The following is a 21,155-nucleotide window of genomic DNA, read 5'->3' as shown; positions in this document are numbered from 1 at the left end:
TCAGCGCTGGGTCAGCTGATCGACGGCGTCGGCGACGGACACCGCGCTGCGATCCCCCGTGCGCCGGTCCCACAGCTCGACCTGACCGTCCGCGGCCCCTCGGCCGACGATGACGATCTGCGGAACGCCGACGAGCTCGGCGTCTCCGAACTTGACTCCGGGCGAGACCTTCGGGCGGTCGTCGTAGAGCACGTCGAGACCGGCGGACTCGAGCTGAGCGGAGAGCTCAGCTGCCACGTCGAAGGCCACCTGGTCACGACCGGCAGCCACGACCTGCACATCGAAGGGCGCGACCGATGCCGGCCAGATGAGACCCTTCTCGTCGTTGTTCAACTCGGCGATGATCGCCAGGATGCGCGTCACGCCGATGCCGTACGACCCCATCGTGACCGTGACGAGCTTGCCGTTCTCGTTGAGCACCTTGAGTCCGAGCGCGTCCGCGTACTTGCGACCCAGCTGGAACACGTGACCGATCTCCATTCCGCGCGCGAGCTCGACCGGACCGGAGCCGTCAGGAGCCGGATCGCCCGCGCGGACGTCGGCGATCTCGACGATGCCGTCGGCGAAGAAGTCACGTCCGGCGACAACCGAATGCGCGTGCTTCTCGTCGAGGTTCGCACCGGTGATCCAGCTCGTGCCCTCGCTCACACGGGGGTCGACCAGGTAGCGGATGCCGGTAGCCGATTCCTCGCCGAGCACAGCTCCCGTGGGCGACCAGGGGCCGATGTAGCCCTTGACGAGCAGCGGATTCTTCTCGAAGTCGTCTGCCGTGGCGGTCTCGACCTCGGCGGGCGCGAACGCGACCTCGGCCCGCTTCTCGTCGACCTCGCGGTCGCCGGGGATGCCGACGACGACGAGTTCACGGGTGCCGTCGAGGTGCGTGAGCGCGAGCACGACGTTCTTGAGCGTGTCCGCAGCCGTGTAGTCGCCGTCGAGGTGCACGTTCGAGTGCGCGACGAGAGTCTCGATCGTGGGCGTGTTCGGCGAGTCGAAGATCACCGGTGCCGCATCCGCGTCGAACGCGATGGCGTCGGGAACGGCGGTCGTGAATGCCTCCACATTGGCGGCGTATCCGCCGGCGCTGCGGACGAACGTGTCCTCGCCGACGGGAGTCGGGTGCAGGAATTCCTCGCTCCGCGAACCGCCCATCGCTCCGGCATCCGCCTGGACGATGACGTACTCGAGACCCAGGCGCTGGAAGATGCGCTCGTAGGCATCGCGCTGAGCCTGGTAGCTGAGATCGAGACCCTCATCGGAGGAATCGAACGAATAGGCGTCCTTCATCGTGAACTCGCGTCCGCGAAGCAGTCCTGCCCGCGGACGCGCCTCATCGCGGTACTTGTCCTGGATCTGGTAGAGCGTGAGGGGAAGATCCTTGTACGACGAGTACAGGTCCTTCACGAGCAGCGTGAAGGCCTCTTCGTGCGTCGGGGCGAGCAGGTAGTCGCCGCCCTTGCGGTCCTGGAGACGGAACAGCAGGTCGCCGTACTCGTCCCAGCGTCCGGTCGCCTCATACGACTCGCGGGGCATGAGAGCCGGGAAGTGCACCTCCTGTGCGCCTGCCGCGGCCATCTCCTCGCGGACGACGGTCTCGATCTTGGCCTTCACGCGGAGACCCAGCGGGAGCCACGCGAAGATACCGGCAGCCTGCGGCCGGATGTACCCGGCGCGGATCAGCAGCTTGTGGCTCGCGACCTCTGCGCCTGCAGGGTCTTCACGGAGCGTGCGGAGGAAGAATTTCGAAAGACGAGTGACCACCGGGCAAGTCTACTGACCGGTGGTCGCTCGTTTCGCGATGCGTCAGTTGAGCGCGGGCAGGCCGTTCGGGATCACGCCGCCCGCGTAGAGGCTTGCCGCAAGATCCTGGACCGCGGTCAGGGCGACCCGCTGAGGGAGCGGGCCGTAGGAAATGCGGGCCACACCGAGCTTCTCGTACTCCGAAGCGGCGAGGGTGCCGGGGAGCCCGATGACGCTGAGCTTGCCCTCGCCGAGCCCCTCCACGAGCTGACGCGTGATGTTGGCGTCGAGCATGCCCGGAACGAAGACAGCCGTGGCGCCGGCGTCGAGGAACGCCCGGCCGCGCTGGATCGCATCGGCGATGCTCTCGGCGACAGGACGGTGGCCGGCGCGCACGAAAGCGTCGGTACGAGCGTTCAGAGCGAACGGAACACCCTCGGCCTCGGCGGCCTTGACGATGGCCTCGACGGCCGCGACCGACTCGTCGAACGGCTTCAGACGGTCTTCGACGTTGGCACCCACCACGCCGGCGCCGATCGCGAGTCGCGTGGTCTCTCCTGCGTCGCCGTATCCGTCGTCGAGGTCGGCGGTCACCGGAACGGAGACGGATGCGGCGATGCGGCCGACCATGTCGATCATGATGTCGCGGGTGATGGTGCCGTCCTCGAAGCCGAACGAGGCGGCGATGCCGTGTCCGGCCGTCGCGATCGCCTTCGTCTCGGGAAGCTTGGCGACGGCGCGGGCGGACACGACGTCCCACACGTTCACGACGCGGAGGATCTCCGGAGCTTCGTAGAGTCCGATCAGGGTCTGGGCTTTCGCAGCAGTGGTCATGCCCCCACGCTAACGCCCAGTATTCCGGTCGGGGCCGGACGGACACGCGAATCTCAGGTTCCGGGTGGTGCGCATCGCTACGGCTGACGGCTCGACCCCTCGGCTCCCGCGGTGCTGCCCCGACGGCACCGGCTCGCGAAAGCGAAGGATCTAGTGTGGGGTCATGCCTCAGCGCCGATCCCACGTTGCTCCGTCAGCCGCGCAGACCGAGCTCGCCGTCGCGCTCGCCACCCTTCGGGAATCTCTGGGCGCCCCCACGGACTTCCCTGCGGCGGTCCTGGCGGAGGCTGCAGCCTCGGATGCTGCCACCCCAGAGCTCGATCTGCGCGACATCCCGTTCGCCACCCTGGATCCGCTCGGGTCGCGCGACCTCGACCAGGCCTTCCACCTCGAGCGCCGGGAATCCGGCTACACCGTCCGCTACGCGATCGCCGATGTACCCGCTTTCGTGCGACCGGGCGGCGCTGTCGACGCGGAAGCCCGCCGGCGAGGTCAGACCCTGTATGCAGCGGACGGCACGATCCCGTTGCATCCGAAGGTGTTGAGCGAGGATCGTGCGTCGCTGCTGGCCGATGTGGATCGCCCCGCGCTCGTCTGGACCTTCGCGTTGGATTCCGCGGGAGTCGTCGAGGAGTTCCGGCTCGAGCGAGCGCTGATCCGCTCGCGCGCCCAGCTCGACTACGCCAGCACGCAGGCGGCACTCGATCAGGGCGAGGCGGGTCCCGCCGAGCTTCTGCCGGAGATCGGCGCGCTCCGCATCGCGCAGGAGAAGCTGCGGGGCGGTGCGAGCCTGAACCTGCCCGACGAAGAGGTCGTGCGGGGCGTCGACGGAACCTTCGCCATCGAACGCCGGCATCCGCTTCCTGTCGAGGAATGGAATGCTCAGCTGTCGCTCATGACGGGCATGGCAGCCGCGTCGCTCATGATCGACGCAGGCATCGGGATCCTGCGGACGATGCCCCAGCCCGACGAGAAATCGTTCGAGGCGTTCCGCCACCAGACCGAGGCCCTCGGCCGGCCGTGGACGACCGGCAGGTATGGTGACTACCTCCGCGAGCTGGACCGCGAAGACCCCATGACCCTCCCGATCCTCGAAGCTGCGGCGTCCCTGTTCCGCGGAGCGGGGTATGTGACCTTCGACGGCCCGGTACCGCCCGACACGGAACAGGCGGCGATCGCCGCCCCCTACGCTCATGCCACCGCACCATTGCGGCGTCTCGTCGACCGCTGGTCGCTCACTGTCTGCCTCGCCGCATCCGAGGGTCGCGAGGTTCCGAGCTGGGTGCGCGACTCCCTCGCCGAGCTTCCTGCACTGATGCAGGAGTCCGGCCAGCGTGCCTCCCGACTCGATTCCGCGACGATCAACTGCGTCGAGGCTGCGCTGATGACACCGCTGGTCGGCGCATCCGTCGACGCGACCGTCATCGAGATGCGCGGTGAGCGCGCGACCGTCCAGATCGCCGATCCCGCCGTGACGGCCTCCGCCCCTGTGCCGCCCGACACCGTCCCCGGCGCGATCGTGCGCCTCCGTGTCGAGCGGGTGGACGTCACCCGAGGTGAGATCGAGTTCGCCGTCTGACTCTCTCGGAACACACGCGGAGGGACGCTACGCTGGCGGCGTGGACCACCTCGCCATCGCTGAACGATTCGTCGACGCTCACTATCCCGGGGCAGACGTCGCGGTAGTGGCGGGGAGCACCGCGCGCGGTGAGCGGACGCCATCGAGCGACATCGATCTGCTGCTTCTCGGCGACCGCCTCTTCGCGGTCGAGGAGCAGACGAGTGAGGCCTCGACGCACGAGTTCGAGGGCGAGATCTTCGAGGTCTTCGCATACACCCCGGCGGGATTCGACGAGTGGGCCGACCGCGGCGTCGCACAGCATCGACCGGTGACGGTGCACATGCTCGTCGAAGGCATCGCGATCCGAGACGACGGTCGCCTCTCCGCGCTGCGCGCTCGATGGCGGAGCGTGCTCGACGACGGCCCCTCCCTGAGCGCGAAGGAGTCCGCCTTTCGCCGATACGTCATCACCGATGTGCTCGACGATCTCAGGGATGCGACGGATGCGCTGGAGCAGCAGGTCGAGGCCGCCATCCTGTTCGAGAGGATCGCGGAGCTCATGCTGTTGAGCGAAGGACGCTGGACGGCGACGGGCAAGTGGCTTCCGCGACGGCTTCGGAGCCTCAGTCGCGAGCGTGCCGACCTCCTGAGCACCCCTCTGCTCGCGCGGGACTACGCCGCCTTCGCCGCCCGGGTCGAGGACGAGCTCATCCGCGCGGGCGGCCGGGTGCAGAGCGGCTTCGTGCGCTGAGCGGGGCTCAGGATGCGGGCACGGCCCGCGTCGTCATGACCAGCAGCTGCGGATCGGTCAGGTCGAGTGTCACTGAGATCGAGACGAACTCGGCGAGGGACGCCACGTGCGTGCCGCCGCAGAGGATCTCGGCCGTACCCTCCGGCAGCTCGCAGTGCCAAGTACGGCGGTCCACGATCGTCGAGCCTTCGGTCACCACCCTGCTCGATGCGCCGGAGGCCACCCATTCGGCCAGCTGAGCGTTGATCGCCGCCTCGCGCTCAGCGAGCGTCGTCGCGAAGGTCTCCGTGTCGAAGCCTGCCCGGCGCAGGCTCTTTCCCAGTCGGTATTCGTCCACAGCACCGTCGACGTGGATGCGGCTGGACTGATTGGCCTTCCCCTCGAAGTTCGGGTTGCCCAGAGCATCCTCGCCCGGATCCTTCCGCCAGAGGTCGGCGAGAGCCAGGTCGAGCGCCAACGACGCGAGGTGGCAGGCCGTATGTCCGCGGCTGAGACCAGCCCGCCGGGACGAATCGACCGACAGCTCGACACGTGCGCCCTCGACCAGCCAGGACGGGGCCTCCCCCTCCAGCGGATGGCCGACGAGCCATGTCCATCCCTCGGCGCCGCGCTTCACCGGGATGTCGGATGCTACGGCGAACTCGCCCTCGTCGGAGACCGCTGCCATCACAGCCTCGGAGACGCGGACTCTCGAACCGTCCTGCGCGATCTCGCCGCTGTCTCCCGGCTGATCGGGCCAGGTGTGGTCGACGGGGTGGAAGGGCGTCGCGTCGACGACGACGACGACACCTGCGGGAGTCGACTCGACCCGCGCGACGGTGCTCGAACCCGAGACGTCGCCACCGGCGAAGGACACGACAGTTGACGAGGACATGGAGCTCCTTGAGGTGTGCTGGATGGTCGCCGTCCCCCGCCGACAGGACCCGCTTTCGAGTCCGAGGGAGGGAACGCTCCGCGGTCAGACCGTGACGACCTGCGCGGTGCCGAGTGGCGCTTCCGGCCCCATGTCGGCCGCGATGCGGTTCGCCTCTTCGATGAGCGTCGCGACGATGTCGGCCTCCGGCACGGTCTTGATGACCTCGCCCTTGACGAAGATCTGTCCCTTGCCGTTGCCCGAGGCGACCCCGAGGTCAGCCTCCCGCGCCTCGCCGGGACCGTTCACGACGCATCCCATGACGGCGACGCGCAACGGCACCGTCATGTCTTTGAGACCCTCGGTCACGTTCTCGGCGAGCGTGTACACGTCGACCTGTGCGCGCCCGCACGAGGGGCACGAGACGATCTCGAGCTTGCGCTCTCGCAGGTTCAGCGACTGCAGGATCTGGTGACCGACCTTGACCTCTTCGGCGGGCGGTGCGGACAGTGAGACGCGGATGGTGTCTCCGATGCCCTCACCGAGCAGGATGCCGAACGCCGTGGCGCTCTTGATCGTGCCCTGGAACGCCGGACCGGCCTCAGTCACACCGAGGTGCAGCGGCCAGTCGCCCCGCTCGGCGAGCAGGCGGTAGGCCTTCACCATGACGATCGGGTCGTTGTGCTTGACCGAGATCTTGAAATCGTGGAAGTCGTGCTCCTCGAACAGCGACGCCTCCCAGACGGCACTCTCGACGAGGGCCTCAGCCGTCGCCTTGCCGTACTTGGTGAGGATGCGCCGGTCGAGCGACCCGGCATTGACACCGATCCGCAGAGAGACACCCGCGGCCTTGGCCGCCTCCGCGATCTTGCCGACGTTGCCGTCGAACTCCCGGATGTTCCCCGGGTTCACACGCACGGCGCCGCATCCCGCATCGATGGCGGTGTAGATGTAGCGCGGCTGGAAGTGGATGTCGGCGATCACCGGGATCTGGCTCTTCATGGCGATGATCTTCAACGCGTCGGCGTCGTCCTGATGAGGGACGGCGACACGGACGATCTCGCATCCGGACGCGGTCAGCTCGGCGATCTGCTGGAGGGTCGCGTTGATGTCCGTCGTCTTCGTCGTCGTCATGGACTGCACGGTGACGGGAGCGTCACCACCCACGAGCACCTTGCCCACCTTGATCTGGCGAGACTTGCGGCGCGGGGCGAGGACTTCGGGGATCTTCGGCATCCCAAGATTCACTGCTGGCACAACCCCCAGCCTACGCCGCCTGAATGCACACAGGCTGGATGTCGCCCGGCTCGGATGCGCGTCATACGACCGGGAACGCGGCGTTCGGTGTGATAGTTTTCAGCCCATGCTCGCGAACTTCACCTGGTGGCCCGCCTCTTAGGCGGTGTGTTCGCGTTCCCACGAATCCAGACCGCCTCCGGGGCGGTCTTTTCGTTGAGCCGAGCCGGAGCCACGCACAGGAGACACCGATGACCCTCTCACGTCTTGCCGAGCTCACCGCAGATCCCACGGCCTCGTTCGTGCTGATCGCCCGCGACGGCGCCGACACCGTCGAGCTGCTCACAGGCGAGGTCGTCGACGTCGACCTGCTCGCCGACATCCCGCTCACGATCGAGGGCACCCCTCGCGAGATCTTCGCCATGGTGCCGTACCGCCAGGTGCGCGAGCGCGGGTTCGTCGCCCAAGACGACGGCGCGCCGCTGCGATGCATCGTGGTCGACGAGCATCTGCATCTCCCGGCTTCCGAACTGGTCGCCGAACTCCCTTCCGCCCCTGTCCCCCTTCGTGACGGCGGCTTCGACATCGCCGACGACGACTACGCCCGGATCGTCGAGACCGTGATCGCCGACGAGATCGGACGGGGCGAGGGCGCGAACTTCGTGATCCGCCGCGACTTCACCGCCGAGATCGACGTCGACGACCGCACGGCGGCCCTCACCTGGTTCCGCGCCCTGCTCACGCACGAACGCGGCGCCTACTGGACCTTCGCGGTCGTCACGCCCGGACACATCGCCGTCGGCGCGAGCCCGGAGGCGCATGTCGTCGCGCGGGGCGGCGTCGTCACCATGAACCCGATCTCGGGCACCTTCCGCCACCCGGCCGGCGGAGCGACTCGGGACACCCTGGTGGACTTCCTCTCGTCGACCAAGGAGACCGAGGAGCTCTTCATGGTCGTGGACGAGGAACTCAAGATGATGAGCGCCGTCTGCTCCGACGGTGGGCGCATCACCGGCCCGCATCTGAAGGAGATGTCCCGCCTCACGCACACGGAGTACATGCTCCGCGGGCGCAGCACGCTCGACCCGCGGGACATCCTGCGCGAGACGATGTTCGCGCCGACGGTGACGGGCTCGCCGATGCAGAACGCATGCGCGGTGATCCGTCGGCACGAGAAGAAGCCCCGCGGATACTACTCGGGCGTCGCCGCACTGTTCACTCCGAACGTCGACGGCGGTCACGACCTCGATGCCCCGATCCTCATCCGAACCGTGTACCTGCAGAACGGATCGCTCAGCGTTCCAGTGGGTGCGACCCTGGTTCGGCACTCCGATCCTCACGGCGAGGTGTCGGAGACCCATGGCAAGGCCGCTGGAGTGCTCGGCGCGATCGGAGCGATCGACCGAGACCGCGTCGCCGAAGCCCGCGACGACGCGGACGCCCCGGGTCGGCCGCAGACGCTTGCCGACGACCCCGCGGTCTCGGAGCTCCTCTCGTCCCGCAATGCGCGGCTCGCGGACTTCTGGTTGAATCCGCAGGGCGATGACCTGAGCGGTCCTTTCGCCGGGCGATCGGCGATCGTCGTCGATGCAGAGGATCGTTTCACCACGATGCTGGCGCATCAGCTGCGCCACCTGGGACTCGACGTCGCGATCCGCGCCTGGAGCGAGGCCGACGACGCGGAGCTCGATGCAGCCGATCTCGTTGTCGCGGGTCCGGGCCCCGGCGACCCCCGTGACGTCGAGAGCGACCGCATCACCCGACTGCGTGAGGTCGTGTCCCGACGCGTCGACGCCGAGGCGCCACTGCTCGCGGTATGCCTGAGCCACCAGATCCTCAGTGATCGCTTCGGCATCGAACTGACTCCCCTCACGGCGCCGCACCAGGGGCTGCAGAAGGCGGTGCCCGTGTTCGGCGAGAACGCCTCGATCGGCTTCTACAACACCTTCACCGCCAGGGTTGCTCCGGGCACGACGTCGATCGGCTCGGTCGAGGTGTCGGCAGACCCGGAATCGGGCGACGTCTATGCGCTTCGGGGCGACCGCTTCGCGTCGGTGCAGGGGCACCTGGAATCGATCCTGTCCCGCGACGGCATCCGCACTCTCGAGCGCCTGGTCACGCACGCGCTCAGCTGATCCTCGACCGGGCGCAGTCCGGTGGATCGGCCGCACCGGCCGCTCAACCTCCGAAGAGCTTCACGGGGTTGAACACGTCGGCGAGGAGCAGCACGGCCCCCATCGCGATGAGAAGCGTGGCGACGACGACCGTGAGCGGCACGAGCCTGGTCGCGTCGACGGGCGCGGGCGGCGGACGACGGAACAGCTTCGCCCAGGCGCGCCTGATGCCGTCCCACAGGGCGACCACGACATGACCGCCGTCGAGCGGCAGGAGCGGAATCAGGTTGAACACGAACAGGGCCACGTTCAGGGAGCCGAGAAGTCCGAGAAGCACGGAGAACCGATTGAGGACCGGCGCATCGGTCGCCGCGACCTCACCGGCGATGCGTCCGACCCCGACGACGCTCAGGGGTCCATTCGGGTCCCGCTCCGAACCGGTGACCAGTGAGACGCCCACGTCCCAGATCCGAACGGGAAGGGTGACGATCATCGACCCCACGCGGGCGACGGTGTCCGCGGCCATCTGGGGGCCGGCGGAGAGCGGCTGCGGCACGAAGCCCATCTGAGCGGCCATACCCACGTAGCCGACCTCTCGCACGACGGGTTGCCCGTCGTCGTCGAGGACGGGCTGCCCACTCGCATCCGTGATGGTGCGCTCAGCTTCGATAGGCGTGATGCTGAGCGTCTCCTCGGCACCGTCCCGCAGCACCACCATCTCCAGGGTCTCGCCCGGCGCCGCCTGCACGATGGCCGTCGCCTGAGCGAACGTCGACACCGGCTGCCCGTCCACGGACACGAGGACGTCGCCCGGGAGGATCCCGGCTTCTGCCGCGGGCGTGGCCGGATCGTCCGGCGTGCATTCGGTCGCCGATGAGCCGGCGGGGAGCACGCACTCGTTCACCGAAGCGATCGTCGTGGTTCCCTGCTGGACGCCGATCCCGGAGACGAGGACGGTGAAGATCACGACCGCGAGGATCAGATTCATCAGCGGACCGCCGAGCATCACGATGACCCGCTTCCACACGGGAAGCCGGTAGAAGACGCGGTCCTCAGCACCCTCGGCGATCGTCTCGTCATTCGCCGTCCGTGCGTCCTGGACGAGAGCGCTGAACACGCCTTTCGCAGGCCCCGATGCGGCGGAAGCCGGGTACATCCCCGACATCGAGATGAAGCCACCGAGCGGCAGCAGCTTGAACCCGTACTCGGTCTCGCCGATTCGCTTGGACCAGATCCTCGGACCGAAGCCGATCATGTACTGGCCGACGCGCACGCCGAACAGCTTGGCCGGCAGGAGATGTCCGACCTCGTGCAGACCGATCGACAGACCGAGGCCGATCAGCATGAACACGATGCCGGCCAGATAGAGCAGTGCTTCCACTCCCCCAAGCTAGTGCTCGACGCCTAGGAATACGCCCCGAGAGCTGCACGGGGCGACCGCGTCGCACGGTTAGGCTTGTCCCGTGACCTCCCGCCAGCTGCGACTTCTGCGCGCAGCGACGGCATCCGGTGCTGCGACTCTCGTCGCCGCCGCATCGCACACCACCGCTGGCGGGGCCGCGCCGCATCCGCTCCTCGTGGTCGCCGTGGCGATCCTCCTGGTCCCGCTCGCCGCGCTGCTCATCGGCGTAGGGATGTCTCGCGCGCGGATCGCTCTGACGGTGCTGATCAGCCAGGGGCTCTTCCACCTGGTGTTCCAGCTGCTCGGCACGCCGACCGGAACGGCGGCACCGGCGGGACATCAGCACCACCTCGATCTCGCAGCTCTGGGCCCGGTGGTCGCGACGACCGCCCCCGACTCCCTCATGCTCATCGGCCACGTCGTCGCGGCGATCCTCACCACTGCGCTGCTGTGCCACGGCGAATCGTCGGTGCGGGCCATCGCCGGATGGGTGCGGGCTCGCCTTCGTCACGCGGTCGCCGTGTTCCGGCCTCTGTCCGAGCACCCCGCGCTCCCCGTGTTCGCGATCCGACTGCCGGATCAGGACCTTCTCGCTGCGTCGGTCTCCCGCCGCGGACCTCCTGCACTCGTCTGATCTCGCATCGCCTCCCCGAGGCGTTTCCCCTTCCCGCGGACGACGCGCGCACCGACGCGCCCGCAGATCAGCACACAGGAGTACCACCATGCGTTCCACCAACACCCGCACCACCCGTCGCAACGTCACCGCAGGCCTCATCGGGGGTGCGATCCTCGCACTCGCCATCCCCGCCATGGCCAGCGCACACGTCAGCGTCAGCCCCGACGAGCTGACTGCAGGAGACCACGGTGTTCTGACCTTCTCGTTCGCGCACGGCTGCGAGAACTCTCCGACCACCTCGCTGAAGGTCACGATGCCGGAGGGGCTCGCGTCGGTCGCGCCCACCATGGACAGCGACTGGACGATCGACGTAGAGAAGGGCGACGACGGACTCGTCAGCGCCGTGACGTACACCGCCGTCGCACCGGTGCCCAACGAGCTGCGCGGAGCGGTCAGCATGGCCGTCGGCCTCGACGAGAACACACCCGCTTCCCTCGCTTTCCCCGTGATCCAGACCTGCGTCGAAGGCAGCACCGAATGGACCCAGCTCGCGGAGGACGGCGAGGACCCGCACAGCCTCGACGCGCCCGCTCCCGTGGTCGAGGTGACCGCGGCCACTGCCGACGGGCACGGCGAGCATGACTCTGCCGAAGATGCCGGAGATGCAGACTCCGCCGGTGCGGACGCGGCCGACGATGCGGGATCCGCGAATGCGGTCGGCACGGCGCTGGGCGCAGGCGGCCTCGTCGCCGGCGTCGCCGCGCTCGTGGTCTCGGTACTGGCGTACCGCCGCGCGGCGTGACGCGCCGGCACGTCTCCCCGATCGCATGCGGCCGGGGAGACGTGCCGCACCCGGTCATCGCGCCGCGGGCGTGAGATCATGAAAGGGACATGTCGATTGAACAACAACCGAGCCTGCCTCCCGTGCTCCGCCCCGCGAACCCGCCCCGGCGTGAGCTGTCCGAACTCGCCTCTCGATTCGCACGAGACGTCCGTGGCGAGGTGACCGGTGTCACCCTTTCCGGCATCACCCTGGCCACCGCCGATCTCCGCCCCGGCGAGGCGTTCGTCGCGATCCGAGGCGTGAACCGCCACGGCGCCGATTTCGCGGTCACCGCCGCGGAGAAGGGCGCTGTCGCGATCATCACGGATGAGGACGGCGCCGAGATCGCCGAACCCGCGGGCCTGCCCGTGCTCGTGGTGGACGACCCGCGCGCAGTCCTCGGCGCCCTCAGCGCCTGGGTCTACGGCACCGGCGCAGGCGAGCCGCTCCCGCTGCTGTTCGCGACGACCGGGACGAACGGCAAGACGAGTGTCTCGCACCTCCTCGAGGGCATCCTCGACCAGCTCGGCGTCGTCACCGGACTCTCATCGACCGCCGAACGACACATCGCCGGCGAGGTGATCGTGTCGAGACTCACCACTCCTGAGGCATCCGAGATGCACGCGCTCCTCGCCTTGATGCGCGAGCGCGATGTCGAAGCCGTGGCCGTCGAGGTCAGCGCGCAGGCGCTCTCACGTCATCGCGTCGACGGCATCCGCTTCGACGTCGCCGGCTTCACCAACCTCAGCCATGACCACCTCGACGACTACGCCGACATGGAGGAGTACTTCGAGGCGAAGCTGCCGCTCTTCCGTCCGGATCGAGCGACCCGCGCAGTGGTATGCCTCGATTCCCCGTCGGGCGCCACGGTCGTTCAGCGCTCGGAGATCCCCGTGGTCACCGTCGGCACGCCCTCCATCGCCGCCGACCCCGATGCCGCGGCCCGTGCCGACTGGGTCGTCGTGATCGACGACGAACGCGCGTCCGGCACCACGTTCACTCTCACCGGCCCGGCAGGCAGGCTCACGACGACGGTTCCCGTGATCGGTCCGCACATGGCCGCGAACGCAGCACTCGCCATCGTGATGCTGCTCGAGGGCGGCTACGCCTGGGATCGAATCGCCACGGCACTCGACCGCGACGGTGGCATTCTGGCGCACCTTCCCGGTCGCACCCAGCTCGTCTCCGGCGACTCCGGCCCGGTCGTCTTCGTCGACTTCGGGCACTCCCCCGACGCGTTCGAGAAGACGCTCGCCGCGGTCCGCCGTGTCACACCGGGCAAGGTGCTGATGCTCTTCGGCGCCGATGGCGACCGCGATGCCAGCAAGCGCTACGACATGGCGCGCACGGCCGTCGAGGGCAGCGACATCCTCGTCGTCACGGACCACCACCCCCGTTTCGAAGACCCCGACTCGATCAGAGCCACTCTCGTGGCCGGCGCACGCGCCGCGCGCCCGGACGCGCAGATCCATGAGTACTCGCCTCCCGAGACGGCCATCGTGGCGGCCGTGGGCCTGGTCGGCGAAGGCGACTCGATCCTGTGGGCGGGACCCGGCCACCAGGACTATCGCGACATCCGGGGCGTTCGCACGCCGTACTCGGCGCGCGAGCTGGCGCGTCGTGCCCTCCGAGCAGCCGGATGGCCCGTGCCCGATTCGCACTGGCCGGTTCCCTACCCGGACGAGGACTGAACCGGGAGCGGATGCCGTCGACGACCGCATCCGCGCCCGGGTCGACCGCGCGGCCTGGGCGGAATACCGCCCAGAACCGTTCGGTCAGGCTCGAGCGATGAGCTGGTCGGCTTTGCGGCGCGCCCACTCCTCGGCATCCGCCAGCGACTCGACCGTCAGCGTCTGCGGGGGCTCGTGGGAGTCGACGACCCGAGAGATCGTGTCGACGATCCCGAGGAACGGCAGGCGACCCTCGTGGAAGGCATCGACGGCCTGCTCGTTGGCCGCGTTGTAGACCGCAGGGAAAGTGGCAGCCGCACGACCGACGGACTTCGCGAGATCGACCGCCGGGAACGCGTCGTTGTCGAGCGGCTCGAAGGTCCAGGAGGTCGCCTGAGTCCAGTCGAGCGGGCGACCGACGCCGCCCACACGGCTCGGCCAGTCGAGACCCAGCGAGATCGGCAGACGCATGTCGGGCGGGGACGCCTGAGCGATCGTCGAGCCGTCGATGAATTCGACCATCGAATGCACGATGGACTGCGGGTGCACCACGACCTCGATGTCGTCGTAGGCGACATCGAACAGCAGGTGCGCCTCGATCACCTCGAGTCCCTTGTTCACGAGCGTCGCGGAGTTCGTCGTGACCATCCGGCCCATGTCCCAGGTGGGGTGCGCGAGCGCTTCCTGCGGCGCGACATCGAGCATCTGATCACGCGAACGGCCGCGGAACGGACCACCGGATGCCGTCACGACCAGGCGGCGCACCTCGGCGTGCGTGCCGCTTCGCAGCGCCTGGGCGAGCGCCGAGTGCTCGGAGTCGACCGGGACGATCTGGTCAGGGGCAGCTGCTGCGCGCACCAACTCGCCTCCGACGACGAGGGACTCCTTATTCGCGAGAGCGAGCGTTCTTCCAGCCTTCAGCGCCGCGAGAGTGGCGCCGAGTCCGATCGATCCGGTGATCGCGTTGAGAACGACGTCAGCCTCGACGTCACGCACGAGCTGCTCGGCCTCGGTCGCGCCGAGCGCGATGTTCTCGACCCCGAAAGCGGCAGCCTGCTCTGCGAGCATCTCGGCATTCGTTCCGGCCGCGAGCCCGACGAGTTCGAAGCGACGTGGATTCGCCCGGATGACGTCGAGCGCCTGTGTGCCGATGGAGCCGGTGGAGCCGAGGACGATGATGCGACGCATGCCGCCAGCCTATGGCAAGCCCTCGACGCCTCCGTCTTACTGGGCCTGTTCGATCGGCGTGGTCGCGAGGATGTCGACGACGAAGACCAGGGTCTCGCCGGTCAGATCGGTGTCGTTGATCTCGCCCTCGCCATAGCCATCCTTCGGAGGCATGGTGACGATGACCTGCGAACCGACCTTCTGGCCCTCGAGTGCCATCTTGAAGCCCGTCACGACACCGCTGGTCTGGAACTGCGAGGGAGCTGCATCCCGGCTCCAGCTGGAGTCGAACTCCGAGCCGTCCGACCACTTCACACCGCGGTACTGCACAGTGACCAGGTCGCCTGCGCCGACGACGGCGCCGTCGCCCTGCTTGAGGACGGCCACCTCCGTCTCGGCGGGAGCATCGGAGTCCGGGAGCGTGATCGTCGGCGAGCCCTCGTCGTCGAGCTTCACGGTCGGCATGCCTTCGGTCGCGTCGACATCAGAGCCGGATGCGGTCGTAGGAAGCTGTTCGATCGTCTCGACGTAGAGGACGCTCGGGTTCATGCCCTCCTGCGCGGCGGGGAGCGTCAGCACGACACTCGAACCGATCGGGAGGCACTCGGCCGCCACCGTGAACACCGTGGACTGCGTCGGGTCGACGATCTGCTGAGGCTGCTGCACCGCGAGCAGGGCTGACAGTACCCCGTCGGGGCCCCGCTCCGAGGTGCTGAGCACCTCGTTGGTGGTGGCGTCGATGAGCTGGTAGCGCAGAGACACGAGATCGCCGGGCATGACGTCATCGCCGTCACCCTCGACGACGACCGAGCGCTCGGCCTCCGCGAGGTCGGTGCCCTCCGGCACCGTGACCTTGGCGTCTGCCCCGGATCCCTCGACGGTCACGGCATCGGAGCCGGCGCCCGACGCGATGTCCGCCAGGCACGAGGTCTCGGCGGCAGGGTCAGGAGTGCTCGTGGACTCGGGGTCCGAGCCTCCGGCGCACCCGGCCAGCAGAAGGGTCGCCGCGGCGACGGTGGACAGGACGATAAGCGGACGCTTGCGCACAGTGGAACCTCAGGATCGCGGGCGGGACACCCCATCATCCCCCATACCCCTTTGCCGATGCTGGGAGACTCGCTCCGGCGCTTCATTCCCACTGGGGCATGATCGCCGGGGTAATCTGCTCTGATGACGTCAGAGCAGTCCGTGGAGCCCGAAACTTCGCCCGCAGAGACTGAGAAGCCTCGACACGCCGGCTTCGCCTATGCGCTCGGTCGCAGCCTCATCACGCCCCTCGCGCGCACGATATACCGGCCCCGCATCGAAGGCAGGGAGAACGTCCCGAAGGACGGCCCGGTCATCTTCGCGAGCAACCACCTGTCGTTCATCGACTCGATCGCGATCCCGGTCGCCGCACCGAGGCCCGTGCACTTCCTCGCGAAGTCCACGTATTTCGAGGGCCCTGGATTCAAGGGCTGGCTCAGCAAGACGTTCTTCGAGTCCATCGGGGCGATCTCGGTCCGCCGTGGAGCGGGGAAGGCCGCCCTCGACGCACTCGACGTGCAGCGTCAGCTTCTCGAGGAGGGCCTCGCTGTCGCCCTCTATCCGGAGGGCACGCGCTCGACGGACGGACGCCTCTACAAGGGACGCACCGGCGTGGCGTTCCTCGCCCTGCAGACCGGTGCGCCGGTCGTGCCGGTCGGCCTTGTCGGCACGGACAAGGTGATGCCCGTCGGCGCCAAGATGCCGACCCTCAAGGAGCGCATCACCGTGCGCTTCGGCGAACCTCTCGACCTCTCGCCCCACGGACCCGCCACGAGCGGGCGCGCCCGCAGGCTCGCGACGGACGAGATCATGGCCGCGATCCATGCCCTTTCCGGGCAGGAACTGGCGGACGCCTACAACGAGGCTCCCGCGCAGGGCACGATCGAGAAGATCAAGCAGGCGCTGCCCCACGAGCGCCGCTGACGCCGCCGCCGGTCAGCTCTGCTGGGCGCGGACCGAGGCTTCGTGCCGCACGGGGAAGTTCATCGAATTCGCGATGAAGCACCATGCGTTCGCCTGGGCATGGGCACGTTCGGCCGCCTCTATCATCGAGGCGTCCGCGACGACGACCTCGGGCCGCAGCATCACCTCGACGAACGCGCCGCCGCCGCGCCCGTCCTCTCGCATCATGCCGGAGGCCGTATCGCGGTAGGAGACGACGACGACGCCAGCCGTCACGCACGCGTGCAGATACGAGAGCAGATGGCACTGCGACAGGGAGGCGAGGAGCAGATCCTCAGGGTTCCACCGGGACGGATCGCCACGGAACGGCTTATCGGCTGAGGCCAGGATGTCGGGCTTGCCGTCGACCTCGAGCGTGACATCGCGTCGATACTCGCGGTAGCCGCTGGTGCCGGTGCCAGAGTTTCCGGTCCAGGTCGAGGTGAGTGAGTAACGGTGCTCGCCGAGCGGCGCGAGTCGATCTGCCATATCGACAGTCTGCCACTCGACTCTGCCGGACGATGTGCCGGACGATGTGCCGGACGATGTGCCGGTGGCACGGTCGACGCCCATCCGACGATATCCTGGGGAGGTGCTGGAGACTCTCACCGTTCAAGATGCCGTGGAACTCGCCGTCGTCGAACGCAGCGGGTTCATCGAGTCCCGCCACGCGGGGGCGGCGGTGGTCCTCTCCCCCGACGGCGACATCGTCGCTCGATACGGCAACGCCGACGCCCTGATACTTCCGCGCTCGAGCCTCAAGCCGCTGCAGGCCGTGGCGTGCATCACCGCGGGTGCCGCTCTCGAGGACGAGCAGCTCGCCATGTCGACCGCGAGCCACAGCGGCACGGATCGTCATGCCTCCGTGGTTCGCGACGTGCTCACCGAGGGCGGTCTCACCGAGGACCACCTGGGCTGCCCGCCGGCGTGGCCGGGCGACACCGCCGCTCGCGACGAGCTCGTGCGCGAACACGGCGCACAGACACGTATCCGCATGAACTGCTCAGGCAAGCACGCGGCCATGCTCCGTGCCTGCGTCGCGACGGGCTGGCCGACCGACAGCTACCTGGACCCGGCGCATCCGCTTCAGCTGCACATCCGCGACGTGATCGAGCGGCTCACCGGCGAGAAGGTCGCTCACACGGCCATCGACGGCTGCGGCGCCCCGGTATACGCGATCACGCTGACGGGCCTCGCCCGATCGATCCACCGGATCGGCACCGCCTCGGACCGCTCGCCCTTCGCCCTGCACCGGGTGGCCGGCTCGCTGGTGCGTGCGGTGCGTGAGCACCCGTGGACGATCGACGGCCCGGGGCGCCCGGACACCATCGCGATCGAGACGCTCGGCGTGTTCGCGAAGGGCGGTGCCGAAGGGATCATGGTCATGGTCGCCCCGAACGGCACGACCGTCGCGCTGAAGATGCTCGACGGCGGGGCGCGCGCGTCGACCATCGTGGCGGCGACTCTGCTGGCGCGCGCAGGTGGGCTCACCGATTCGGACGTGGCGACACTCGCCGCCGCGCTGCCTCTCGAGGTGCTCGGCGGTGGGGCGACGGTCGGAGCCGTTCGTCCCGGCAGTGCCATCTGACCAGGAGACGACACGCTTCTCATCGCCGGGGCGCGAGTGCCGGGATCACGATTCGTCGGGGCCCCGAGTCGCCGACCAGCGACCAGGCCCGGCCCGCATGCGGTCGCGAATATGGCGGGAGCTCTCGCACACCGGCGAGCTGCCGCAGCTCCGCGGCATTCTCCGCGCGGATGAGCACTTCGCCCTCTCGACGCACCCGCTGCCACAGCGTCCAACTGCGCTGCCACGCGTCTGCATCGCCGAGCACGACGGTGGGACGCGTGGGTGCCTGAGCATCGCGCGGTTCGCCGCTCAGAGTGACGACGTCGCAGTCGGGATACGCAGCCGCCACTGACTCCGCCACCGCAGACACCCCCGGCGTGATGAGCGCCGTGAGGGCACGCCGCGGAGCCCAGCCGTCACTTTCCCGTTCCCGATATCGAGAGGTGCCACTGGATGGACCCGACGACCGCAGTCGCTCCTCGGGGACCCAGACCAGTTGGATCTCCCGATCCCCCATCCGCATCCGTCCCGGACCGCGCTGCGGATCGAAACCTGCGGAGTCCCCACCCGCAGCAAGGTGATCGACCCGACTCGGCATCTTGAGCAGCCCCCGACGCGGCAGAGCATCGAGAAGCCGCCCGACAGGCCCCGATGCTCTCGTCGCCGTGATCGCGATCGTGGCTCCGGCCCCGTTGCGGAGGATCTGCTCCCAGAGCTGCGCCAGCTGTTGGCCGTACTCGACGGGCAGCTCGCCGATCCGGACGTCGATGTCGTCGCACAGCACGAGCCCCCCGCGCGGAACTCCCCCTTCCGCCAGAGCCACGACGGCATCCCACGAATGCTCTGGATCGCTCGGTATCCAGAGTGGATGCCCATGCTGCTTGGCGAGGGCACGCAAGGCCGAGCTGCGCCCCGACTCGGGTCCTCCGAGGAAGGCGATTCCTCGATCGGATCCGATCGACAGGCGCTCGAGTGGCTGCTCCTGACGTTCCGGATCGTCGCCTCGGCCCAGGATGACGTCGCCGTCCTTGCGTGCCTCAGCGTGAAACTCCTCAAGAGGAAGCATCCGCGGCAGCACCGGCAGCCACGGGCTGCCCGGAACGTCGGCGTCAGCCCATCTCAGCGCGATCGCCCTGAGATCGGCGACGCCGGTCAAAGCCACTCGCATCGCGATCGGCACAGCGTCCTGCGGGCGCCGAACCAGAGCCAAGCCCCTCGACTCGACGCCGCCCGGGAGCTCAGCCGCGTCATCGGCACCGATGACGGCCCGACTGTCAGCGGCGTCCGCAACACGCAGGCTCACTCTCAGCGGACAGTTCGCCGCCAACGCATCGCGGATCACGCCGGACGCGCGCTGCGTCCCGAGGACCAGGTGCATGCCCAGCGCCCTTCCCCGAGCGGCGATGTCCGTGAACACAGCCCCGAGGTCCGGATGATCCTGGAGCAGCGCGGCGAACTCATCGACCACGATGACCAGCCTCGCCATGCCGACCTCACGGACGTCTCGTGCGCCGGCCTCGACGAGGACCGACTCGCGGCGCCGCAGCTCGGCGGTCAGGCTGAAGACGCCCCTCCGCGCCCCTTCCTCATCGAGGTCCGTGATCACTGCAGCCACCTGCGGGAGCATCCGAAGCGGTTCGAAGGCTGTGCCGCCTTTGAAATCGGCGAGGACGAATGTCACTCGATCGGGTCCATGGCGGCTCGCCATGGCCGTCACCCACGAGACCAGCAGCTCGCTCTTGCCCGTTCCGGTCGTGCCGGTCACGATGGCGTGCGGCCCGTCATCGACGATGTCGAGGAGCATGTCCTCCCGCTCACCACGGCCGATTGCGGCCGGCAGACCGTCGAGCGATTCCGGCTGCAGCAGGTCGCCGAGCGCCACCGACGGGGGGACAGAATCGAGTTCCTCTCCCTCTCCTGTGCGACTGACCCCGATCGCGATCGTCTGATCCCGGGACATGAACTCGGCGTCGACCTCGACGATGCCCTGCGCCGTGCGGACGCGCGCCCGGTGCGGCTCGGTGATGTCGATGACGGTCGTGATCCCTTCCGGAACATCGTCATCCCGATCCAGCAGCCAGATCACGGCGTCGGCCGTCGGTCGAGGATCAGCGCCCTGCACCACGGCCACCCGGAACGAGCCGCGCCGCGCGGCGTGGGCCTGCGGGAACCCCGCGAGCCCCAGCTCTTCAAGACGGGAGCCGACGATGGACATCTGGGCGGTGCCGAATCTGAGACACAGCTGCACCGCGAGCGCCCGCGTCGCGGCGGCGACGAGAGGATACGAGCCGCGCAGTCCGATGCCACCGCTGAGGGGCACCGTCACCGGCACCCGCTCGACCCTCGCGCATCGCAGCCGGAAGTCCCGTTCGCGCTCCCCATCCCCGCCCGAAGCGCGCACGCCGCTGTCGCCCGTACCGCTGCCGACGACGACATGAGTGGCGGCGGCGGGTGGATCGAGGCCGCGCAAAGGGGGCTGCGCCAGGCCTGCCGCTGCGTCGGGATATCGATGCCACCGCAGCTGACGCTCATCAGCGTGAAGCTGCGTCAACTGTGCTTCGACGACCGACCAGGCAGCCTCGCTGTCGGTCGCAGCCACCCGCGACGCCTTGCGTCGGGATCGCGACCCGTCGATCAGCGACGCGATGATCATCAGGGGACCCAGAACCGCGAAGCACAGGGAGAACAGCGAACCGGTGACGAGCCAGAGCACCACTCCAGCGGCTACGGGGACGAGTGCCGCGACGAACGGTGTCGGAGGCCTACGAGCCGGTGCGGGGGCGGCAGGGATCGCGATCGGCAGAGAGTCCATGCCTCCAGTGGACCGCACATGCGGGGCTCAGAATCAGCCCT

17 protein-coding genes are annotated in these 21,155 nt (G+C 68.6%); 8 read left to right on the top strand and 9 right to left on the bottom strand.

What is annotated here, in order from left to right; translation table 11 throughout:
• Positions 1-1,758 carry a proline--tRNA ligase gene (locus ACIPV5_RS09405; protein WP_056278438.1) on the bottom strand — a complete coding sequence of 586 codons (1,758 nt, stop codon included), beginning with the start codon at positions 1,756-1,758 and terminating at the stop codon, positions 1-3.
• Positions 1,759-1,800: 42 nt separating this feature from the next.
• Entirely contained in the window at positions 1,801-2,571 is a 771-nt protein-coding gene (locus tag ACIPV5_RS09400; RefSeq protein ID WP_053095782.1) for an isocitrate lyase/phosphoenolpyruvate mutase family protein, read from the bottom strand.
• A gap of 163 nt (positions 2,572-2,734) precedes the next feature.
• Here ACIPV5_RS09400 and ACIPV5_RS09395 point away from each other — a divergent pair, with 163 nt between their 5' ends.
• Positions 2,735-4,150: an RNB domain-containing ribonuclease gene (locus ACIPV5_RS09395; protein ID WP_400340879.1), complete on the top strand. Its 1,416-nt coding sequence runs from the start codon at positions 2,735-2,737 to the stop codon at positions 4,148-4,150.
• Positions 4,151-4,190: 40 nt separating this feature from the next.
• Entirely contained in the window at positions 4,191-4,883 is a 693-nt protein-coding gene (locus ACIPV5_RS09390; protein WP_372984740.1) for a nucleotidyltransferase domain-containing protein, read from the top strand.
• A gap of 7 nt (positions 4,884-4,890) precedes the next feature.
• Here ACIPV5_RS09390 and ACIPV5_RS09385 read toward each other — a convergent pair whose 3' ends face one another.
• Positions 4,891-5,757, bottom strand: coding sequence for a hypothetical protein (locus tag ACIPV5_RS09385; RefSeq protein WP_400340877.1), 867 nt, complete (start codon positions 5,755-5,757; stop codon positions 4,891-4,893).
• An 84-nt stretch (positions 5,758-5,841) separates the two neighbouring features.
• Complete coding sequence (gene ispG / locus ACIPV5_RS09380; RefSeq protein WP_187249498.1) at positions 5,842-6,993, bottom strand: flavodoxin-dependent (E)-4-hydroxy-3-methylbut-2-enyl-diphosphate synthase; 1,152 nt, start codon at positions 6,991-6,993, stop codon at positions 5,842-5,844.
• Positions 6,994-7,223: 230 nt separating this feature from the next.
• Between ispG and ACIPV5_RS09375 the strand changes: the two genes are divergently transcribed.
• Entirely contained in the window at positions 7,224-9,107 is a 1,884-nt protein-coding gene (locus ACIPV5_RS09375) for a chorismate-binding protein (RefSeq protein WP_400340875.1), read from the top strand.
• Between the two features lie 43 nt (positions 9,108-9,150).
• Here the strand turns inward: ACIPV5_RS09375 and ACIPV5_RS09370 are convergent, their stop codons facing one another.
• Complete coding sequence (locus tag ACIPV5_RS09370; RefSeq protein ID WP_150115054.1) at positions 9,151-10,467, bottom strand: RIP metalloprotease; 1,317 nt, start codon at positions 10,465-10,467, stop codon at positions 9,151-9,153.
• An 82-nt stretch (positions 10,468-10,549) separates the two neighbouring features.
• On the opposite strand from ACIPV5_RS09370, the gene ACIPV5_RS09365 reads away from it, so the two are divergent.
• From ACIPV5_RS09365 to ACIPV5_RS09355, 3 genes are all read left to right on the top strand, one after another.
• Positions 10,550-11,122: a hypothetical protein gene (locus ACIPV5_RS09365; protein ID WP_400340873.1), complete on the top strand. Its 573-nt coding sequence runs from the start codon at positions 10,550-10,552 to the stop codon at positions 11,120-11,122.
• 88 nt (positions 11,123-11,210) lie between these two features.
• On the top strand, positions 11,211-11,906 hold the full coding sequence (locus tag ACIPV5_RS09360) for a YcnI family protein (protein WP_400340871.1): 696 nt from the start codon (positions 11,211-11,213) through the stop codon (positions 11,904-11,906).
• Positions 11,907-11,995: 89 nt separating this feature from the next.
• A complete protein-coding gene (locus tag ACIPV5_RS09355) occupies positions 11,996-13,618 on the top strand; it encodes a Mur ligase family protein (RefSeq protein WP_187249496.1) in 1,623 nt (540 codons plus the stop codon).
• Positions 13,619-13,702: 84 nt separating this feature from the next.
• Here the strand turns inward: ACIPV5_RS09355 and dxr are convergent, their stop codons facing one another.
• Positions 13,703-14,785 carry a 1-deoxy-D-xylulose-5-phosphate reductoisomerase gene (dxr, locus tag ACIPV5_RS09350; protein WP_056278413.1) on the bottom strand — a complete coding sequence of 361 codons (1,083 nt, stop codon included), beginning with the start codon at positions 14,783-14,785 and terminating at the stop codon, positions 13,703-13,705.
• Between the two features lie 36 nt (positions 14,786-14,821).
• Positions 14,822-15,811 carry an FKBP-type peptidyl-prolyl cis-trans isomerase gene (locus tag ACIPV5_RS09345; protein ID WP_400340870.1) on the bottom strand — a complete coding sequence of 330 codons (990 nt, stop codon included), beginning with the start codon at positions 15,809-15,811 and terminating at the stop codon, positions 14,822-14,824.
• A gap of 123 nt (positions 15,812-15,934) precedes the next feature.
• Here ACIPV5_RS09345 and ACIPV5_RS09340 point away from each other — a divergent pair, with 123 nt between their 5' ends.
• On the top strand, positions 15,935-16,714 hold the full coding sequence (locus tag ACIPV5_RS09340) for a 1-acyl-sn-glycerol-3-phosphate acyltransferase (protein ID WP_187249494.1): 780 nt from the start codon (positions 15,935-15,937) through the stop codon (positions 16,712-16,714).
• Positions 16,715-16,726: 12 nt separating this feature from the next.
• Here the strand turns inward: ACIPV5_RS09340 and ACIPV5_RS09335 are convergent, their stop codons facing one another.
• Positions 16,727-17,221 (bottom strand): OsmC family protein, encoded by a 495-nt coding sequence (locus ACIPV5_RS09335; RefSeq protein WP_400340868.1) that lies wholly within the window; start codon positions 17,219-17,221, stop codon positions 16,727-16,729.
• A gap of 103 nt (positions 17,222-17,324) precedes the next feature.
• On the opposite strand from ACIPV5_RS09335, the gene ACIPV5_RS09330 reads away from it, so the two are divergent.
• Positions 17,325-18,320, top strand: coding sequence for an asparaginase (locus ACIPV5_RS09330; protein ID WP_400340866.1), 996 nt, complete (start codon positions 17,325-17,327; stop codon positions 18,318-18,320).
• Between the two features lie 19 nt (positions 18,321-18,339).
• Here ACIPV5_RS09330 and ACIPV5_RS09325 read toward each other — a convergent pair whose 3' ends face one another.
• On the bottom strand, positions 18,340-21,114 hold the full coding sequence (locus tag ACIPV5_RS09325; RefSeq protein WP_400340865.1) for an FtsK/SpoIIIE domain-containing protein: 2,775 nt from the start codon (positions 21,112-21,114) through the stop codon (positions 18,340-18,342).
• Positions 21,115-21,155: the final 41 nt, after the last annotated feature.

It is taken from the genome of Microbacterium sp. NPDC090014 (assembly GCF_044748285.1).
In the GTDB taxonomy this organism is placed as follows: domain Bacteria; phylum Actinomycetota; class Actinomycetes; order Actinomycetales; family Microbacteriaceae; genus Microbacterium.
This window is presented reverse-complemented; position numbering and strand designations above follow the sequence as displayed.